18 protein-coding genes, 1 pseudogene and 1 other annotated feature are annotated in these 19,824 nt (G+C 54.3%); of the genes and pseudogenes, 3 read left to right on the top strand and 16 right to left on the bottom strand.

Annotated features, from left to right (window positions below; all coding sequences use genetic code 11):
* Positions 1-37: 37 nt before the first annotated feature.
* The 8 genes from ileS to AC6I6H_RS01005 form a co-directional block, all read right to left on the bottom strand.
* Entirely contained in the window at positions 38-2,797 is a 2,760-nt protein-coding gene (gene ileS / locus AC6I6H_RS01040) for an isoleucine--tRNA ligase (RefSeq protein WP_497949754.1), read from the bottom strand.
* A gap of 73 nt (positions 2,798-2,870) precedes the next feature.
* Positions 2,871-3,098: a binding site (T-box leader), on the bottom strand.
* A gap of 90 nt (positions 3,099-3,188) precedes the next feature.
* Positions 3,189-3,677: a DivIVA domain-containing protein gene (locus tag AC6I6H_RS01035; RefSeq protein ID WP_497949749.1), complete on the bottom strand. Its 489-nt coding sequence runs from the start codon at positions 3,675-3,677 to the stop codon at positions 3,189-3,191.
* A gap of 96 nt (positions 3,678-3,773) precedes the next feature.
* Positions 3,774-4,547 carry a YlmH family RNA-binding protein gene (locus AC6I6H_RS01030; protein WP_497949745.1) on the bottom strand — a complete coding sequence of 258 codons (774 nt, stop codon included), beginning with the start codon at positions 4,545-4,547 and terminating at the stop codon, positions 3,774-3,776.
* A gap of 12 nt (positions 4,548-4,559) precedes the next feature.
* Positions 4,560-4,841: a YggT family protein gene (locus AC6I6H_RS01025; RefSeq protein WP_497949740.1), complete on the bottom strand. Its 282-nt coding sequence runs from the start codon at positions 4,839-4,841 to the stop codon at positions 4,560-4,562.
* A 13-nt stretch (positions 4,842-4,854) separates the two neighbouring features.
* The gene (locus tag AC6I6H_RS01020; RefSeq protein WP_497949735.1) at positions 4,855-5,286 is read right to left on the bottom strand and encodes a cell division protein SepF; all 432 of its coding nucleotides are present in this window, start codon (positions 5,284-5,286) and stop codon (positions 4,855-4,857) included.
* Positions 5,287-5,298: 12 nt separating this feature from the next.
* Positions 5,299-5,985: a YggS family pyridoxal phosphate-dependent enzyme gene (locus AC6I6H_RS01015; RefSeq protein WP_497949730.1), complete on the bottom strand. Its 687-nt coding sequence runs from the start codon at positions 5,983-5,985 to the stop codon at positions 5,299-5,301.
* A complete protein-coding gene (pgeF, locus tag AC6I6H_RS01010; RefSeq protein WP_497949725.1) occupies positions 5,982-6,935 on the bottom strand; it encodes a peptidoglycan editing factor PgeF in 954 nt (317 codons plus the stop codon). Before pgeF ends, AC6I6H_RS01015 begins: the two co-directional genes overlap by 4 nt.
* Positions 6,936-7,076: 141 nt before the next feature.
* Positions 7,077-7,409: a YlmC/YmxH family sporulation protein gene (locus tag AC6I6H_RS01005; protein ID WP_497949720.1), complete on the bottom strand. Its 333-nt coding sequence runs from the start codon at positions 7,407-7,409 to the stop codon at positions 7,077-7,079.
* A 336-nt stretch (positions 7,410-7,745) separates the two neighbouring features.
* Here AC6I6H_RS01005 and AC6I6H_RS01000 point away from each other — a divergent pair, with 336 nt between their 5' ends.
* Positions 7,746-8,858: an IS4 family transposase gene (locus AC6I6H_RS01000; RefSeq protein ID WP_497949715.1), complete on the top strand. Its 1,113-nt coding sequence runs from the start codon at positions 7,746-7,748 to the stop codon at positions 8,856-8,858.
* 295 nt (positions 8,859-9,153) lie between these two features.
* Positions 9,154-10,392, top strand: coding sequence for an ISL3 family transposase (locus AC6I6H_RS00995; RefSeq protein WP_497949709.1), 1,239 nt, complete (start codon positions 9,154-9,156; stop codon positions 10,390-10,392).
* A gap of 252 nt (positions 10,393-10,644) precedes the next feature.
* On the opposite strand, the pseudogene AC6I6H_RS00990 reads toward AC6I6H_RS00995, so the two are convergent.
* Together AC6I6H_RS00990 and AC6I6H_RS00985 are read right to left on the bottom strand one after the other, a co-directional pair.
* Positions 10,645-11,068, bottom strand: a pseudogene (locus AC6I6H_RS00990) (ImuA'/RecA-like NTPase); the annotation flags it as partial.
* 220 nt (positions 11,069-11,288) lie between these two features.
* Positions 11,289-12,452 (bottom strand): C39 family peptidase, encoded by a 1,164-nt coding sequence (locus tag AC6I6H_RS00985; protein ID WP_497949704.1) that lies wholly within the window; start codon positions 12,450-12,452, stop codon positions 11,289-11,291.
* An 89-nt stretch (positions 12,453-12,541) separates the two neighbouring features.
* Here AC6I6H_RS00985 and AC6I6H_RS00980 point away from each other — a divergent pair, with 89 nt between their 5' ends.
* Positions 12,542-12,862 carry a YfjL-like protein gene (locus AC6I6H_RS00980; protein WP_497949699.1) on the top strand — a complete coding sequence of 107 codons (321 nt, stop codon included), beginning with the start codon at positions 12,542-12,544 and terminating at the stop codon, positions 12,860-12,862.
* A gap of 251 nt (positions 12,863-13,113) precedes the next feature.
* On the opposite strand, the gene tnpA is transcribed toward AC6I6H_RS00980, so the two are convergent.
* The 6 genes from tnpA to ftsA form a co-directional block, all read right to left on the bottom strand.
* The gene (tnpA, locus tag AC6I6H_RS00975) at positions 13,114-13,545 is read right to left on the bottom strand and encodes an IS200/IS605 family transposase (RefSeq protein WP_497949693.1); all 432 of its coding nucleotides are present in this window, start codon (positions 13,543-13,545) and stop codon (positions 13,114-13,116) included.
* Between the two features lie 969 nt (positions 13,546-14,514).
* Positions 14,515-15,297, bottom strand: coding sequence for an RNA polymerase sporulation sigma factor SigG (gene sigG, locus AC6I6H_RS00970; RefSeq protein WP_497949688.1), 783 nt, complete (start codon positions 15,295-15,297; stop codon positions 14,515-14,517).
* A 117-nt stretch (positions 15,298-15,414) separates the two neighbouring features.
* Complete coding sequence (gene sigE, locus AC6I6H_RS00965; RefSeq protein ID WP_497949682.1) at positions 15,415-16,137, bottom strand: RNA polymerase sporulation sigma factor SigE; 723 nt, start codon at positions 16,135-16,137, stop codon at positions 15,415-15,417.
* A gap of 76 nt (positions 16,138-16,213) precedes the next feature.
* Positions 16,214-17,122, bottom strand: coding sequence for a sigma-E processing peptidase SpoIIGA (gene spoIIGA, locus AC6I6H_RS00960; protein ID WP_497949677.1), 909 nt, complete (start codon positions 17,120-17,122; stop codon positions 16,214-16,216).
* A 196-nt stretch (positions 17,123-17,318) separates the two neighbouring features.
* Positions 17,319-18,434, bottom strand: a complete 1,116-nt coding sequence (ftsZ, locus tag AC6I6H_RS00955) for a cell division protein FtsZ (protein ID WP_497949675.1) — start codon at positions 18,432-18,434, stop codon at positions 17,319-17,321.
* 79 nt (positions 18,435-18,513) lie between these two features.
* A complete protein-coding gene (gene ftsA / locus AC6I6H_RS00950; RefSeq protein WP_497949670.1) occupies positions 18,514-19,749 on the bottom strand; it encodes a cell division protein FtsA in 1,236 nt (411 codons plus the stop codon).
* Positions 19,750-19,824 lie beyond the last annotated feature (75 nt).

The following is a 19,824-nucleotide window of genomic DNA, read 5'->3' as shown; positions in this document are numbered from 1 at the left end:
CGGACAATGGCGGCTTTCCTGCTCAGGAAGCTTCGGATCAAGCTTCTTCGCTCACAACCTCCGAGCAGCGGTGGCAAAGGGTCGGATGGCTCTCCTGCTGTCCGACCTCCGGGGTGACGATCCAGCAGCGTTCGCATTTTTCCCCGTCTGCGGGAAGCACCTGAACGGCGACTTTTTTGAGCTGCATGGCTTCCTGCGGAGCCTTTTCGCCCGGAGCGTGCACATGAACCTCGGATACGATAAACAGCTGGTCCAGCCGGTCGAATTTGCCGAGAAGCCCGAAGGTCGCTTCGTCCGGGTACAGCTCCAGCTTCGCACCGAGCGAGTTGCCGAACACTTTGTTGTTACGCGCTTCCTCCAGCGCCTTGTTGACTTCCTCGCGTACCGCGATCAGCGCGTCCCATTCCGCTTCGAACGCCGGGTCGTAAAGCCCCGTTTCCGGAGCGGGCATGTCCGTTAACTGAACGCTTTCCGCGTCCGCCGCCGGAATAAACTTCCACACTTCGTCTGCCGTGTGCGGCAGAATCGGAGCGATCAACTTAGTTATAACCGTAAGGGCCTCGTACAATACGGTCTGCGCCGCTTTTCGGGCCGGGTCCTCCGGCGCGCTGGCGTACAGCCGGTCTTTGGCGATGTCCAGGTAAAAGGCGCTCATTTCCACCGCGCAGAAATGATGAACCGCCTGATAAACGGAATGGAACTCGTAATTTTCGTATGCCTTCAATGTCCGTTCCAGCATCCGGTGCAGGCGAATCCGCGCGTACCGGTCGAGCCCCGTCAGCTTTTCCGCCGGCACGCGGTCGGTTTCGGGGTTGAAATGCGTCAGGTTCCCGAGCAGAAAACGCAGCGTGTTGCGGATTTTCCGGTACACCTCGGCCGTTTGGGCCAGGATGGCGTCCGAGACGCGCTGGTCGGCCTGATAGTCCGAGGAAGCGACCCACAGCCGGAGAATGTCCGCGCCCAGCTTCCCGCTCACGGCGTTCGGGTCAATCGTGTTGCCGAGCGATTTGGACTGCTTCCGCCCTTCTCCGTCCAGCGTAAAGCCGTGGCTCAGGATCGCCTTGTACGGAGCTTCCCCGTAAACGGCCACCCCGGTGCTGAGCGATGAGTTGAACCAGCCGCGGTATTGGTCGGAGCCTTCCATGTACAGGTCGGCCGGCCATTTCAGGCCGCGGGCTTTCAGGACGGCCCGGTGGCTGGAGCCGGAGTCAAACCAGACGTCCATGATGTCGGTTTCCTTGCGGAACGACGTACCGCCGCACTTGGCGCAAACCGTTCCGGGCGGAATCAGCTCGGACGCGTCCTTCAGGAACCAGGCGTTCGATCCTTCCTTGGCGAAGATATCGGCCACTCGTTCGATCGAGGCTTCGTCCACATGATAAGCGCCGCAGCTTTCGCAATAGAAAACCGGGATCGGCACGCCCCAGGCGCGCTGCCGGGAGATGCACCAGTCGGCGCGTTCGGCGACCATGTTGTGCAGCCGGACTTCGCCCCAGGACGGAATCCATTTGATTTTCTTGATTTCGTCCAGCATCGTGTCGCGGAATTTTTCCACGGAAGCGAACCACTGCTCGGTCGCCCGGTAGATGACCGGCTTCTTGGTCCGCCAGTCGTGGGCGTATTGGTGAACGATGGTCCCGCGCTGCAGCAGATGGCCGCTTTCGGCGAGCCGTTCCATGATCGGCTCGTTGGCCTTCTCGTAATACTGGCCTTCATAGCCGGGGGCTTCTTTTGTGAATTTGCCCTGGTTGTCAAGCGGGGCCAGAACGCCGATTTTGTACCGCTGGCCGATCAGGAAGTCATCCTCCCCGTGTCCCGGGGCCGTATGAACGCAGCCTGTGCCGGCTTCCAGCGTGACGTGCTCGCCGGTCATGACCAGCGAGTCGCGGTCATAGAACGGATGGCGGCAAACGACATATTCCAGCTCGGAGCCTTTCCATTTCTTCACGACGGTCCATTCCGTCCAGCCGATTTCCTTGGCAGCCGCTTCAAGCAGGCCTTCCGCCACAACGTATTGCTTTCCGCCCGTTTCCACAAGCACGTAATCAAAGTCGGGATGAACCGAAATGCCCAGGTTCGCGGGCAGCGTCCAGGGAGTCGTCGTCCAGATGACGAAAGCCGCGCTTTCCGGCACTACTCCTTTTCCATCCCGCACGTCGAAAGCGACATAGATGGAGGGAGAGGTTTTTTCACGGTATTCGATTTCCGCTTCCGCCAGGGCGCTTTCGGAGGACGGAGACCAGTAAACCGGCTTTAGTCCTTTGTAGATGTAGCCTTTGCTTACCATCGCACCGAATACGCGGATTTGCTCCGCCTCGTATTCCGGCTGAAGGGTCAGGTAAGGGTTGTCCCAGTCGCCGCGGATGCCGAGCCGGCGAAACTGCTGCTTTTGCCGTTCCACCCACTGGAGCGCGTATTCCTTGCAGTATTCGCGGAATTCGGGAACGGTCATCTGCTTGCGGTCTTTTTTGCCGCTATTCGTGATGGCCTGTTCGATCGGCAGCCCGTGGGTATCCCAGCCGGGGATGTAAGGAGCCTGAAAGCCCGTCATCGATTTGTAGCGGACAATGATGTCCTTGATGATCTTGTTGAGCGCATGTCCAATGTGAATATCACCGTTGGCGTAAGGAGGGCCGTCGTGCAGCACAAACAGCGGGCGGCCTTCCGTTCTCTCTTGCACCTTGCGGTAAATGTCCATTTCGTCCCAGCGGGCCTGAACCTTCGGTTCCGCCTGCGGCAGGTTGCCGCGCATCGGGAAGTCCGTTTGCGGCAGGTTAAGTGTTTTGCCGTAATCCATGTCAATCGCCCCTTTTTCGTTTGGTTCTAAAAAGCTGACCGGTTCCGAAAGAACAAAAAAGAGCCTCTGTCCACAAAGGGACGAGAGACTCGCGGTACCACCCTAATAAAGCAGCCGCATGGCAAGGCCATGAAATCTGCTTCGCTTGAAGATCGATAACGGGATCAGCCGATGCTCTCTACTTCCGTTCAAGAGATACTCGCGGTTGATTTTCCGAACGCTGCCCGGGGTTAGGCTCACACCGTACCCTAACTCGCTGTCCCAGCCTTGGCGCCGTACTCGTACCGGTCATCGCTTTGTCGCAAATAATGGGAATGTCAACGTCCAGTATAACGAAAAAAAAGGCCTTCGTCAATTCGCGAAGACCTTGGGTTTCGGTTCCCGGAAGGAATCAGACCGAGCGGGACTGCTCCGGGTCGGCTTCGAGCGAATCCCAGTTGTCGCCCGAGATGATCTCCAGCTGCGCTTCCAGGAGCGTCCGGAACCGGGTCCGGTAAATGGCCGCCTGTTTTTTGAGCTCTTCAATTTCAAGGGCGATCTTGCCCGACTTGACGAGCGCTTCGTTGATAATCCGGTCGGCGTTCTTCTCCGCTTCACGGATGATCAGCTGGGCTTCCTTCTTGGAGTTGCCCTTCACTTCGTCCGCCGCTTCCTGGGCGACGATGATGGTTTTGCTCAAGCTTTCCTCGATATTCTGAAAATGCTCCAGACGCTCTTCCAGGGTGGCGATCCGGGCCTGATATTCTTTGTTCTCGCGAATGATGGCCTCGTAGTCCTTGATCACCTGATCAAGGAATTCATTGACCTCGTCCTGGTCGTACCCGCGCCCGATGCGGGTCTTGAATTCCTTGTTATGTATGTCCAATGGCGAAAGCGGCATTGGTCGCACCTCCAGAAATAGATTCCATGACTACTCAAGTTTTATTCGACGATAGCCGGTAAAATCCTGCAACTTCCGCCGCGAAATTTGACCGGCTCACTTGTATTTTCCGACCCGGACCCGAATGCGCCCTTTTTTGGTGACGCCTTCCACCTCCAGCACGCGAAAGCGGCCGAAGCCTTTCAAGGACACCACGTCCCCTTCCTTCAGCGGCTTGCTCGGGTCTTGCTCCGTCTTCCAGTTGACCCGGCAGCGGCCGGCCTGAATCGGCGCCAGCGCCTTCGCGCGGCTCAGCCGGCACACATCGCTGACTATGCCGTCCAGCCGCATGGAAGCCACCGTCAGGTTGATTTCTTCATATTCCACCGATGCCGTCCGCAGCATACCGGGCGGCAGAAGCTCGGTGGTCACCGACGCGCGGTGAACCTGGCGGAGGTTGAGGTCGAGGTAAGCGGCGATTTCCGCAGCCGCCAGACAATGACAGCCGTCATCAAACACATGAATGTCGCCGATCTTGTCCCGCTTGATGCCAAGCCCCAGAATCGCCCCCATGTAATCCCCGTGCTCCAGCTTCTCGCCCGCCGAGACGGACAGCACCGCGATTTCCGCATCCACTTCGTCCGGGTCCCGGTAATCGGGCACAATGACCGCCCTTCTGCGTTCCGCTGCGGGATAGCCCCCGTCCAATCGAAAGGCAGCCATCCCCGTGCTCCGGTTGGCTGCCGCCGTTAAAATTTCCGCTTGCCGCGGATCCAGAAAATCGGTCACCTTGACGACATGCCGTTCCGCAGCCCGTTCCAGCCACTCGGAAACGCGTTCCGCAAACTGCCGCTCCCCGGGGCCGTAATGGCTCAGCCATTCTTTTCCCATGGCTCCGGCCCTCTAGAAATTGCGCAGCAGGAAGTAGAAGATCGAATCGATGCCCCAGTATACGAACCGGAGGGCGAACAAGGCGATCAGGGACGAAATGTCGATAAACCCGATCGGCGGAATGACCTTGCGGAATGGGGCCAGGTAAGGCTCGATCAGGCGGCCCAAAAAGTAGCCGACCGAGCTTTCCCGCACGTTGGGGAGCCAGGACATCAGAAAATAGACGATGATCATGAAGTTGTAAATCAGATATGCATAGTAAAGAATGGGACTAATCGCATTGTATAGGCTCAAACGGTTCACCTCGTCAGTTGTATTGAACGTCTTCTTCCGTCAGTTCCTTTATGGTGCCCTGAACTTCAACCGAATCGGGCGTGAACAAAAAGATGCTCGGGCCGATCCGCGAAATCGAGCCGCTGATCGCATAGGCGGTCCCGCTCAGAAAGTCGACGATGCGCATCGCCTGCTCCGGCCGGGCGCGGTGCAAATTGACGACCACGGGACGGCGGTTGCGCAGGTGATCCGCGATTTCCTGGGCGTCGTCGTAATTGCGCGGTTCGTGCAGGACGACGCGGACATGCTTCTGCGAGTGGATGCTGACGACATTTCCTTTGATTTTACGCTGCTCGAACGGGTTGGTTTCAAGTTCTTCGGGCTCATCCTGTCCGATTTCCTTGTCCGCGGGCTCTTCGTCTTCCTTCAGACCGAAAAAGGTTAATACCCGATTCATAACTCCCATATCGGCGCCTCCTTAATGTTCATCCTTAAACAGGACCGATCCGAGTCTTACCCAGGTCGCTCCTTCTTCTATGGCGACTTCGTAATCGTTGGACATCCCCATCGACAGCCCTTCGACCGGATACTCGAACGGGGCGGCGGCGTTCAATTCATCCCTTAGCTGCCGCAAGCCTCGAAATACCGGGCGGGTGTCCTCCGGCTCGGCCTCAAACGGAGCCATTGTCATGAGGCCGGCCACGCGCAGCCCCGGAAGCTCCCGCAGCTTGTCCGCAAAAGACATCAGCTCGTCCGGCGCAAGCCCGTACTTCGATTCTTCCCCGGATACGTTCAGCTGAATGAATACCTTCGCTTCCATACCGGCCAAGACCGCGCGGCGGCTGATTTCCTGCGCCAGCGGGAGCCGGTCGAGCGAATGGATATAGGGGAACCGGCCGACGACATCCTTGACCTTATTGGTTTGCAGGTGGCCGATGAAATGCCAGACGCACCGGTCGGACAGCGCCTCCCACTTTTCCCTGGCGTCCTGCCACCGGTTCTCGCCCAGATGGCCGAAGCCGTGGCGGATGGCCGCCTCCGTCTGTTCCATGGGCACATATTTGGTCACCGCAATAACCTTAACCTCGTCCCGGGCCCTGCCGCTCTTCGCGCAGGCGGCTGCGATCCGCTCCTCGACCCGGCTGATTCGCTCTTCAAACGTCACTTGTTTAATCCTCCGTCGCCGCCCCCGGCGCGCATTCCGATCCACGCGGCCATGCGTCCGGTTTGACCGTTCTCCTTGCGATGGGAGAAGAACAAATCGGTCCCGCAGCCGGTGCATCTTTCAGTCACTTCGATAGAAGACGGCAAAATTCCTGCTTTTATCATAATTTGTCGGTTCGCTTGTTGCAAGTCCAGGCGGTATTTCCCCCCGCCCAGCGCTTGAAAAGGGACTTCCGGCATGCCTTCTCCCGGTATAGGTACTCCCGGCATGCCTTCTCCCGGTCTATGCGCTTCCCGCATGCCTTGTCCCGGCCCCCGAGCTTCCGGCACGGCGTCCATGCCAAGCGCCGCCGCGATTTGCCGGACCGGCTCCTCGCCTACCTCGTAGCAGCAGCTGCCGATGGACGGGCCGACGGCGGCCAGAAGCTGCTCCAGCCGCGAGCCGAACGCAGCGGCCATCGCCTCCGCGGTAAGCCGGCCGATCTCCGCCGCGGTTCCCCTCCAGCCGGCATGGGCGAGGCCCATCGCGCCGTGTTCCGGGTCGAAGAAAAACAGCGGCACGCAATCGGCGAACAGTGCCGACAGGCAAAGCCCCGGTTCGCGCGTAATAAACGCGTCCGTGTCCTGAAGCGCCGTTTCGCGGCTTCGGACGCCTTTACCGGCGTCCGCCGCGGTCACAACGGCGACCCGGCTTCCGTGGACCTGCTCGCCGTAAACCCAGCGGTCCAGCGGGATGCCCGCGGCCTCGGCCAGCCGGCCGCGGTTTGCCAGCACATCGGCCGGCTCGTCGCCCACATGCAGGCCGAGGTTCAGCGACGCGTACGGCGGTTGGCCGACTCCGCCATGTCTTGAGGTGAAGCCGGCCGTCAGCCCCGGATACCGGTCCATCCAGCCGCGCAAATATAACAGGCCGGGCTTCCCCGGCTGATGTTCATCGTGAAACGGTTCCATTCGTCGTGTCCTCCCGCCGGCTTGTTGGATGCGGCGCTCTCCGCGCCGCCTGTCTGCAGGCAGACCCTTGCCAGATTCAGCTTATCCTACCCCAGTTTACCACAAGCGTGAAAATGTTGTCTCTTCGGCCGTGACGACCCGTTACGCGCCGCGGCCCCGATCCTTTTCCTTTTCCCGATCCCGGTCTGCGTAGGGGCGCGCATATTCCCGGTCATCCGTTTCCGTCGGCCGGTACACCCGGTCGTCCAGCCGGACCAGAACGACGTCCATGCCGATCTTCACGATATTGCGCCAGGGGATGATCACATCCGTCCCGGCCCCGAACATCCCGAAGAACCGGGAGTGATGATTCGGCACCACGATCGCCTCGATGCGGCCCTGCCGCAGATCCAGCTCCAGGTCGCTGATGCGCCCCAGCTTCTTTCCATCGACGATGTTGACCACATCCTTGGACTGAAAATCCGATATTTTCACGCTCTCCCCCCTGTTCCTTCCCTTCCTTGTCTTATGTATATGAGGCAATCGCCCGGCTTGTGCCCTTTCCGCAAACGTTGTTCTCTCCTGCGCTTCCTTTCCCTGCACTGCCGGTTTCGTACAGCAGCTCTTTTCCATCTTACGCAACCGGACGAGGAGCGGGCCGGGAATTCAGCCAGCAAACTGCCTTGGCAAAACTAGTGCCGCAGGGTAAAGCGATGCGACTTTTGTGTTCCAGTACGTCTGTTGATTATCAAAAAAATGGTAGCAAAAAGACCGCTCATTCCTGTAAAGTGTTTGTACCCCTACAAACGTTACGGAAGGTGAGACGGTCTCATGAACCATCGTACAATGTTAGTCCCAATTCTTCAATCCCTCATTCCAAACGAGGAAGTTCAACCTTTATTACAACAAGCCAATTATGTTGATACAGCAAGGAAATTTACCGTCTACGAGCTCTTTGTCTTTCTTGCTGAAGCGGCGCTTGGGCAGTGGGACGGCTATCGGGACGGAGAAAAACGAATGGTCGCCTGTGGCTTGCGCCAAACGGATCACTCTACGATCTCCAAAAAAGCGAAAGAGGTTCCGTTCCGCGTCTTTAAGCAACTGCTTCATCTGTTGATTCGCAAATGCAATCGCGCCACTCGCAGACGTCTTCGGCTTCCGAAAGAGCCGCTGGCGGTCGATTCTACAACCATTTCTGCCGGTCACAATCGGCTGCCTTGGGCACCATCAGTCAAAGGAGAGAAGAGCGGCATTAAGCTTCACGTGTCTTTGTTGACCGAGACTGGCGAGCTCCACCGGGTAACGGAATCGACGGGAAAGCAGCACGACTCGACCCTGTGTAATGTGGTAACAGACGCGCGCTTCATTTTGGTTGCGGATCGTGCCTACGGGAAGCATAACCAGTTTGATGCCTACATGGAGCAGGAGCAACGGCAGTATTTTGTCATCCGGTTGCGAAACAACACGGTCCTGCACCAGCCTGTTTATCGTGAACGAAAACGTCCCTATGCCCATACGATTGAGCAAGATTTGACCTGCCAACTCGGAACAAAAGCGTCCTTGACCCGATATCGATTTCGGGTTGTAAAGCTGAAGGATCCCCAAGGCAACCCCGTTGTTCTGGCGACCAACTTACACCGACCCTCGGCGGAGAAAATTGCAGAAATCTACCGACAACGCTGGCAAATCGAAGTGTTTTTTCGATGGATGAAACAGCATTTAAATGTGCTGAAACTTTTTGGAACAACACCGAATGCCGTTTACGGACAATTATACACCGCATTAATTGTGTACGTGCTGCTTCAGTACGTGTACATGCAGGGAAATTGTCAGGTTCACCCAAGTGCTCGATTATCTTTTGCAGAGTTTGACCGACTGATTAGCTTGGCAGCCTTGCCTCCCGAATGGGTGGTTTATTTGGCCCTTCATTTAGTATTGCCATAATCCAGTTTCTGGTAAATCAACAGGCGTAGTGTTCCAGCAACTTACCACCAGTCGAAAAAGTCTCCCGCCGCTCGCTCCTCTCCGCTACAGCACAAAATCGATCTCTAAACCACACCCTGCACTAAAGTGCAGGGTGTGGTTTAGACCAGGAGCTTGTTAACTAAAAAAGCAATACCCAAAAAGGCTCAAAACAAAAATCAGTGCTTGACGAAATGAATCAAGGCTAAAAATGGAAAAACATCTGCTCATCCTGTATTGTTGTAAGTCCCCACCAACAACAAAAAGGAATAAACAGATGCCAACTCAGTATATCAACGAACTGCTCGACATACCAGAGCTAACCATACACCAACTGTTATCCAATCATGAAGATGAGGTTCACATCGAGGCGGTGCCACTAGACAACAAGCAAATCTGCCCATGCTGCGCTTCGGATCAAGCGGTCATTCGGAAGGGAAGCAATGGGTTGCGGATCGTCCGACATCTATCCGTGTTTGGGAAGAAGACCTACCTGCATGTGCCAACCATTCGTTTGTATTGCACACGTTGTGAAGCCGGATTCGTATGGCTATACGATTTCGTCGGCGCCAAGCAGCGTTACAGCAAGCTTTTCCGTTCCCGTACGGTCGAACAAGCGCTTGGATCCACGGCCGCGCACAGCGCGCGGATGCAGCAAGCGCCAGCAAGTACCGTACAACACATGCATAACGAGGCGGTTCCTGTCCTTTGCGATGCGCTGTATGACCAAGTGTGGGAAGCAGCAAAAGAGATGGATGAACTGATTTTGGGTGTCGATGACTTCGCGATCAAGAAGGGTCATACGTATAACACCGGCATTCATAACCTGAAAGGCGAGACGATGCTCGACCTGCTGTCAGGCCGAAAGTTAGAGGCACTGCGGGCGTATGCCCAAGCACATCCAGACTTCCTCCTGCTTGATCCCAAGGCCGTGGTCATGGATTTGGCTCAAGCGTATCACACCTGGATTAGGGAGTGTTTTCCGAAAGCGATACGCATCGCGGACCGTTTCCATGTTCACGGTTATGTGATCGAAAGCGTGCAGGAAGTTCGGAAAACCGTTCAGCCTGCATTGTCGCCGCGAGCGAGAGCTCATTTGAAAGCGAATCATCGTTTGCTGAATCCGCCCTCCGAATCGCTGGACGAGCAAAGTAAAAAGAAGTTGGATGCGATCCTGAATTACTCCCCGTTGCTGCGCAGCGTATGGGAATGGAAAGAAGCATTCACGTCGTGGTACGACTGTTCAACAAGCTACGCCGTTGCCAAGATGGGGTTTGAACGCTGGTGTAAGCAAGGTGAACAGATCGAGCATTCAGCCATGCAAAGTGTGTTGAAAACCATGCGCAATTGGCAAGAAGAAATCGTAAATTACCACCAATGCCGATGGACAAACGCAACCGTAGAGGGCCGTCATAATCGCATTAAAGCCTTTCAACGCCGCCATTACTTCACACGGAATCGCAGTCGCTACAAGGCGGGGATTCTGATCGAATGTAACCCCCATCGGGTGTTATGACAATAATCAAGCACTGATTTAAGGTTGAGCCCCCAAAAAAACAGCAAAATCTGCTGCGAGTGGCTGTGCGGTATATATGCTGATATTAATTGTAATAATTATAGTTTCACTAGTCTTGCTGTTCTGAACAGAGGAAGAGCCCTGCCAACCAAACGGTCAGTGGGGCTCTACCTGTTCTTTATACAACAATGTCGTTCATAACTCCCGAATTCATATTCCGCCCTGAATGACGAATCGCCTTTTCAATCTCGCCTCTGCTTGCGGAACGAGAGCGGCCACCGAGTCAATGACGACGATATCAACCGCATCGCTATGGATAAACGCGCTCGCGATCTTCAAGGCTTGTTCGCCAGAATCGGGCTGAGAAAGAAAGCAACTCATCGATGTTAATCCCCAGCTTGCGGGCATATTGAGGGTCAAGCGTATGTTCTGCATCTATAAAGGCAGCTTGTCCGCCGGTCTTCTGAACCTCGGCGATGGCATGTAGCGCAATCGTCGTCTTCCCGGAGGATTCCGATCCAAAAATCTCCGTGCTTCTCCCCTTGGGGAACCCACCTACGCCAAGAGCCAAGTCCAATGCCAAAGAACCCGTCTGAACCACGTCAACAACCATTTGATCAGATTCTCCGAGCTTCATGATGGCTCCTGAACCAAACCGTTTCCCTATCTCCTGCATTGTCTTTTCGAGAATAATATGTCGTTCGTCATCAACATCTATCATTATTATGCCCCCTCACATATGGAAAATAAGAACATACGTTCCAAGTGCAATTTACAAACACGCGTTCTTATTTCAAGGACTAATATTAACTAATAATCTTGCTTCTACTTGTTGAAAAAAAAGACCTCCCTCCTATTTATGAGGAAAGTCCTTAGCTTCGATCAAAAGAGAATACTCAGTAATTCACTTTAAACGCAACCATCGATATTATTGATTTATTTGCATCGTAATTTACGACTTGTGTAGTGCTATATTCAAAGGTTCCGTTTGTATAAGCTTTCCCGTTGTCATGGACAATGATGAAGCTTTCGTTAGTCATTGTGTCGTATCGATAACCAACCCCCACAGTCCAATGATAATCATAGGAATAGCTACCACTCCAGTTAAATGAAAAATACTTATCAAATTTCACTGCAACTGGTGCAAATGAGTCAATTTGAGCACGATAATCCCAATAAGATCCAATAACCGTAGTAGAAGGTTTCTGACTACTAGCTCCTGAGCCAGAATCATAGCTGTCATTAACAACATGGCCCATTAAACCACTACGTAAGTTGTCAACCGACATACCAAAGCGCATCCCTAAATGTCTTGAATAAAAGTGATTAATCATATCGCCTTTACTTGAATATTTATTCAACCCGCTCAACATTGGATAATTATTTCTGGTCCTCCAATATTCAATTATTGCTGCCATAGTTGTTGGACCACAAGCTGAATCACGATATGATGCTTTCACCTCAGGTACCCATTGTGTAAAGGGATCGATGCTAATTAATCTGGATTGAATTGGGTCTGCAAAGGGGGTAATTATTGAACCTCTAAGAGTATCCCATATTTTTGACGCATTTTCGTTTTTGCTGATCTTCAAACTTTCACTTTTAACATCCGATGCTTTTGTTCGTTCTTGCTCAGTAGAATTAAAAGCTTCTTTATTTATTTTATCAATAAGTTGTTTTGCCGACGTTGCTCTAAGCAAATAAATCCCGCCAGTATAGTACAACTTCCCTTGTTCATCTAAACTTGATACTGTCATTGTCCCTTCACCATAAGCAAGCACAGGGGAATAATTTGTACTTGCCGAAATTAAAATGTTGTTTAAATTATCCTTTCCAACAAAGTAATAAGCCAGCAGATTGTCTTCAACATCATAGACATTCTCAACGTTTTCGATAATATTAGCATTGTTAATAGAGTACAGTTCATTGTAATAAACAGCTACTTGTTTTGCTTCCTCCAGTGATACTTTGTTCGAATCGGATGCGGATTTCGCTGGTAGAGGCATAAGTGTAAACAGAATTAATACAATTAATGCTGTATAGCCCCAATGCTTTTTCATTTATTCCCTCCTAATTGTTATAGAAACATGATAAAGTATTTATTGGAAATATAAAGTGTATTTTGTCACAAATGGAGAGGACTAGAATTATGAAAAAAAAACTCATTTGTAGTATTGTTGCGATCATTCTTATCTTACTCTTCATCTTCTTTTATTATTTTCAAAATGGTTTTCCAAGCGATCATTCACGCGCAAAAAAATTAGCAATTGAATATGCGACAGAGCACTATCCGATAAATGTCGACGATATTTATTTTGTTCAAAGTTTTTTTGAGTTTGGACGGGGAACATTTTCTGTTAGCATCGAATCAAACTATTCAAAAGAAATAATAATATGCCTCAAGTTAGATAAATCAGGTAACGCACTATTCTACGAGGATGTCACTGATACAGCAAAGCATTACAATTAATGGCCCCTCGAACTATCCTTCGTTTTGAAACAATTATTAAGGGGAGACATATGAAATCAGGTATTAATTTGAAGACGCTGGCTTCACTCCTAAACCACACCCTGCACTAAAGTGCAGGGGATTATTTTGCGACTGGAGGTCGCGGTTCAGGCTAAACGCCTGCTGAAGCCGTGTAACTCGAAGTTACGCTTTACACTGAACGTGCACTGAAAGGCTTCTTGCTTAAGCAAACTGAAGCCGGTGCCTCAAACTCACTCTTCGATCCGAAACGTGTCGTCATTTCGTTCTTTTCCCTGATTTTCGATGTATTCCTTGATGATTTCTTCCATCACTGATCCGACTGTCCTGCAGAAGTATCCCGGCGCCCACATGTGCTGCCCCCAGTATCGTTCTCTCAGATCCGGGAACTCCTCTTGCAGCATCTTTGACGAGCGTCCTTTCAAGTACTGCATGATTTTACTCGGCGCGATTGTCGGTGGACACGATAACAACAGGTGAGCACGCTCTTTTCCGATATGTCCTCTGACGACTCTGATATTTCTTGCTTCACAGCCTTGCCGGATCAGCTCTCTCAGCCGTTCTGCGATTCGCCCTTGCAGCACTTTATACCGATATTTCGTTGTCCACACCACTTGATACTCGATATCGTACACCGTGTGACTTCCATATTTGATATAGCTCACTTTTGCATCACCCAGTTACTATTTTACCAGAGGACACTGAAGGGTCTGCAAGTTCTGAAAGAATCCACTGACTGAAAGTCAGTGGGTTTAGACCAGGAGCTTGTTAACTAAATAAACAGGTAACCGTTTTCTTCGTGGCGCGAAAGTTTCTCAATGAGGCTTCTCCCCCCTCTTAATCCCTCTATGATGTGCGAACTTTTCTGGGTAATGGGAAGCTTTTCCAAGATGCGCGTGCCCCCCCTATATTGCCAACTCCTTCTGACGTGCGGACCGTTATTTATTGCGGACTTCTAAGCATGTGCTGGCTCCTCTCAAGTGCGCAGATTTTCCATGATGCGACCACTACTCAAAATTCCATCTGACGTACGGACTCTTTTATAGTGCAGACCTTTTGGGGAATGCGCCAACTTCTCTGTAATTCTAAGACTTCTACAGGATGCGGGGCACCTCTATAGTGCGCAGACTTCTTCCGGGATGCGAGGTTCCTCCGTGATGCTTGACTCCATCGTGATCTGCAGCGCTTTTCTGTAGAACATACTCGGGATTCAAAGGCTCTTCCGTTATCTCATCATTCTTTAACGGTTGCCACAGAGCTTATTTGCGCCAAAAAGCCACTTTTAAAATTCTAACGGTTGCCACAGCGCTTATATGTAAAAAACGGGCATAATTTGGCCAAAAAACCTAAAATAAGCCCTGTGGCAACCGTTACAGTTTTTTTCCCCTCTTTATTGGGCAAATAGCCGCTGTGGCAACCGTTAGAAATCCCGCCCCCTCTTTTGGCGCATATCCCCTCAGCCGCGGACGGCAGAAATCCCGTTCCTCTTTTGGGCGCATATATCCTCTGCGGCAGACGGCAGAACTCTCGCCTCTTCTCTTGGGCGCACCTCCCCGATGCGGCTCTCCCCCAGAAGAAAAGGCTCTCCCTCCGCAGCGCCGGCTGCTTCGGGAAAGCCTGGTTGTTTTGGTCCGTTACGATTTGACGTGCTTTTGCATTTGCAGGATCGCCGACTTTTCCAGCCTGGACACCTGCGCCTGCGAGATGCCGATCTCCTCCGCCACTTCCATTTGGGTTTTGCCGTCGTAAAAACGCATGGACAAGATCATTTTTTCCCGGTCGTTCAGCTTGTGCAGCCCTTCCCGAAGCGCGATGCCTTCGATCCAGGTGACATCGCGGTTTCTTTCGTCGCTGATCTGGTCCATCACGAAGATCGGGTCTCCCCCGTCGTGGTAAATCGGTTCAAATAGTGAAACCGGGTCCTGAATGGCGTCCAGCGCAAACACGACGTCTTCCTTCGGAATATTCAACGCTTCGCTGATTTCGTACACACTCGGCTCGCGGGAATTTTTGTTGGTCAGGTTGTCTCTGGCCTGCAGCGCCTTGTAGGCGATGTCCCGCAGCGACCGCGAGACGCGAATCGGGTTGTTGTCGCGCAGGTAACGGCGGATTTCGCCGATGATCATCGGCACCGCGTACGTGGAAAACTTGACGTTTTGGCCCAGATCGAAGTTGTCGATCGCCTTCATCAATCCGATGCAGCCGACCTGGAACAGATCGTCGACGAATTCGCCCCGGTTGTTAAACCGCTGGATGACGCTCAGCACCAGCCGCAGGTTTCCGTTCACCAGCTTTTCTCTTGCCGACAGGTCGTTTTCGGTTTGCAGACGGGCAAAAAGCTCGCGCATCTCCGCGTTGGTCAGGACCGGCAGCTTGGAAGTGTCAACGCCACATATCTCTACTTTGTTGCGGGTCATCGTCAAAACCTCCCGAGGAGAACATTACTGTTCAGTATCTCCCCGGCAGGTCATTTTATGCGGAAATTCCAGTTCGGATACCTTCTTCCAAATAGAGGAATACCCCCCTTTCCGGCGTTACACCATTTTGTTGAATTCCTTGCGGAGCCGCTTGATGATCCGTTTTTCCAGCCGCGAAATGTAGGATTGCGAGATGCCAAGCAGGTCCGCCACGTCCTTCTGCGTCTTCTCTTCCCCGTCGGCAAGTCCGAAGCGCAGCTGCATGATCGTGCGCTCCCGCTCCGACAGCTTGTCAAGCGCTTTATGCAGCAGCTTCCGGTCGACCTGCTCCTCGATGTTGCGGTAAATCGTATCGTTTTCCGTGCCAAGCACGTCCGACAGCAGCAGCTCGTTGCCGTCCCAATCGATGTTGAGCGGCTCGTCCAGGGACACCTCCGTCCGCGTTTTGCTGTTGCGGCGCAGGAACATCAGAATTTCGTTTTCGATGCAGCGGGAGGCGTAGGTGGCGAGCTTGATCTTTTTTTCCGGGTCAAAGGTGTTGACGGCTTTGATCAGGCCGATGGCCCCGATGGAAACCAGATCCTCGATGTTGATCCCGGTGTTCTCGAATTTGCGGGCGATGTAAACGACAAGGCGCAGGTTCCGTTCGATGAGCATGGCCCGGATGGCCGCGTCCCCGCTGGGCAGCCGCTGGAGAAGATACTCCTCTTCTTCCCGGGTGAGCGGCGGTGGCAGCGCCTCGCTCCCTCCGATGTAGTACACTTCGTCGCCTTTGATCTTCAGAAGCAGGAGCAGCCGGTAGTAGTTCAGCTGCAGGGCCAGTTTCCATTTGACGGGCATGATGCGTTCCTCCCGAGTGTAAAGTGTAAAAAAGAGCCCCGCGTCCCCCGGGTCCGGGAAAACGCGGACTCCCGCGTCAGGCTTCCAGCAGCATCGGATGAATGATAGCCCGGTAAGCTCCGTCCGCGCTCAAGGTTCCGCCGTCCAGGCCGATCAGCACCCGGCGGGTTTCCAGGTCCTTCTCGCCGTAGCGGACGATCACCCGGTCGGGCTTGACCGCCAGCATAAAGGCCGTCGCCCGGTTAACGCCCCGGTAAGGGACCAGCCGCAGCCGGTCCTCCCAGCCGAAGGCGGCCTCTTCTCCAAAGGCGGAGACCAGCCGGTCCGTGTCTGAGGAGCGGATGCGCTCCAGCCAGGCCGGCGGCAAAACCGCCTTCCATTCCTGGGCTTCCAGAATCATCACCGGCGTCCGGGTCAACGGGTCGTACAGCTGGTTCCCGGTATCGACAAGCCCCCGGCACTGATAGCGGTAATCGCCGATTTCCACCCGGACGTCGGCCAGGTGGGCGGCGACGCGCTGTCCCGCGCGGGCGCTCCGGAACGAACGGTAAAACCAGTAGATTAAAAACGCCAGCAGCAGCGCCAGCACAGCCGGATGAACCGGCACGCCGGTAAGTCTCGCGTAAAGGATGCCGCCCAGCATTCCGTCCGACGGGAGCAGAAAATAAGTGACGGCAAACAGGCCGCCCGCCGCGGCGAAGTTCACCAGGTAAAAGATTCCGAACACCTTCAAAAAGCGGCGCGGACCGGAAAACCCGAACGCCGTCAGCAGCATCGCAAGCGAAAAAAAGACCTTTACGCCGACGGTGTACAGGAAAGACAGGGCGGGAAAAAAGACAAACGCGACATACAGCGCGCCAATTCCGGCGGACAAGCCCAGCCGCCAGAGACGGTACGGGATCTTCAGCGTCCAGGCGGTGACCAGCAGCAGGGCTCCGTCCACCAGGAAATTGATCAAAAACAGGAGATCGGCGTAGACAACCACAGCTCATCCGTCCCGACTGTCGAGGATGACCCCAGTATAAGCCCCGGAACCTTCAAAGTCTGTCTGATTGTGCTGGGAAGCCGCCTGTTTTTTTGTCGAGACGGGCAGCCGCTTGTCAGGCGGGCAGCAAAAAAAAGCGCAAGCCCCTTATCCGCTGCGGGAAAGGGGCTTGCGCAAAGCCGGAGAACCGGCTGCTTTAGTCGTTGTTATTCTTGCGGCGCAGGAACGTCGGGATGTCCAGCTGGTCGCCGGACGGCTGCGTTCCGAAAGGACGGACCGGGGGCACCCGGCCTTCGCTGTGCTGCGCCGGGGATTCCGGTTGGGCCGAGGGATGCCGGCGCGCCGGGGTCGCCGGGACTTTGTGCTCAAATCCCGTGGCGATGACGGTCACCTTGATTTCTTCCTTCAGGCTTTCGTCAATGATGGCGCCGAAAATGACGTTGACTTCCGGGTCGGAGGCCGCGATTACGATCTCCGCCGCTTCGTTGACTTCATACAAGCTGAGGTTCGAGCCGCCGGTAATGTTCATGATCACGCCGCGCGCGCCTTCGATGGACGTTTCCAGCAGCGGGCTCATGATAGCTTTCTTGGCCGCTTCCGCCGCCCGGTTCTCGCCGGTGCCGAGGCCGATGCCCATCAGGGCGGAACCGCGCTCCGTCATGATGGTCTTCACATCCGCGAAGTCCAGGTTGATCAGACCGGGGACCATGATGAGGTCGGAAATGCCGGATACGCCTTGGCGCAGCACGTTGTCCGCTTCGCGGAACGCTTCCACCATCGGCGTCTTCTTGTCAACGATTTCCAGAAGCCGGTCGTTCGGGATGACGATAAGCGTGTCCACTTTTTCCTTTAATGCGGCGATGCCCTGTTCGGCCTGCATCGCACGCTTGCGGCCTTCAAAGGTGAAGGGCCGGGTGACGACGCCAACGGTCAGCGCGCCGCATTCCTTGGCGATTTCCGCGATAACCGGGGCCGCGCCCGTTCCCGTGCCGCCGCCCATGCCGGCCGTGACGAAAACAAGGTCGGCGCCTTTGAGCGCTTGTACAATAGCTTCACGGGATTCCTCGGCGGCTTTCTTGCCCACCTCGGGATTTGCACCGGCACCAAGGCCGCGGGTCAGCTTCTCGCCGATTTTCAGCTTGTGCTCGGATTTGGCGAGGTTCAGCGCCTGCGCATCCGTGTTGACGGTGATGAACTCGACGCCCTGGATCCCGTTCTCGATCATCCGGTTCACAGCATTGCTGCCGCCGCCGCCGACGCCTATCACCTTAATCGTTGCTAGTTGGTCCACATCAAGATCAAATTCAAACATAAGGTTTCATTTCCTCCTCACTGATCCTCTTCGACCGGCATCTTATTTGCAAGCGGCGAAGCCACGATAAAAGCATTCGTCAGATATACTCGCTTAACCAATTCTTAAATTTCTCAAACCAGCCCGTTTGCTGGGCTTTGGGCTTCTTGGCGCCGGTCGGCTTGGCCGGACCGCCGCTTTGACGGTGACTCTTCGATTTGACCATCTGCGTAATAATGCCGACGCCGCTAGTATAGGACGGGTCGCGCACGCCGACAAACTCCGGCGAGGCGATCCGCACGGAGGTGGCGAGCTCTTGTCTCGCAATCGCCAGCAGCCCCGGCATGGAGACGGTTCCGCCGGTCAAAACGTAGCCGCCGGGCGCATGGCCGTACCCCATATGATACACTTCGCTACGGATCAATTGAAAGATCTCCTGAACGCGGGGTTCGATAATGCTTGTCAGATCCGCTTGCGTAAATTCCTTTTCGCTGTTGCTGCCGATGCGCGGCACTTTGAAAACCTGGTCCTTGGCCGCCAGCTCCGCCTGGGCGCAGCCGAACTTCAGCTTGACCCGTTCGGCGTGCTCCATCTGCGTGTGCAGCCCGATGGAGACGTCGCTCGTGATTAAATCCCCTCCGACCGGCAAAGTGGAGGTCGCAGCAATTGTTCCGTTTTCAAAAACGGCGATGGTGGTAGAACCCGCTCCGATATCCACGAGGACCGTGCCGATCGTGACTTCATCCTTGGACAAGGTAAGGTTGCCGGCGGCAAGCGGCATCAAAATCAGGCCGCTGATCCGCAGGTCGGCTTTCTCCACTACCCGCCGCAGATTATGTATGGAGGTTTTGGCTCCGGTAATAATGGTGGCTTCCACTTCCAGACGGACCCCGATCATTCCACGGGGGTCCTGAATCCCTTCCAGCCCGTCCACCACGAACTGCTTCGGGACGATGCCGATGATCTCGCGCTCCGGAGGCAGGGCGATCACCTTCGCGGCTTGCAGCACGCGGTCGATGTCCTCTTCCCCGATCTCGCGGTCCTCGTTGGCGACCGCCACGACACCGTGGCTTGTCAGCAGGGATATGTGGTTGCCCGATATTCCCACAAATACTTCGTTGATCTGGATGCTGACCATCCGTTCGGCGTGCTCGACCGCGCTTCGGATCGATTCGACCGTCTGGTCGATGTCGACGATCGCGCCTTTGCGGATTCCGTCGGAGTCCGCCGTCCCCACACCGATTATATTAATGGAACCGCCTGTCACTTCGCCGATGATGGCGCGGACTTTCGAGGTTCCGATGTCCAAACTGACAATGGTATCGTTGCCGCTCAAACCTGGGCACCTCCCTGAGGGATTGCAAATCAACAGCTTGCATCAAAAATTGCCTTGCGGCATTTCTACTTATTC

The sequence above is a fragment of the Gorillibacterium sp. sgz306347 genome (assembly GCF_059735245.1).
This window is presented reverse-complemented; position numbering and strand designations above follow the sequence as displayed.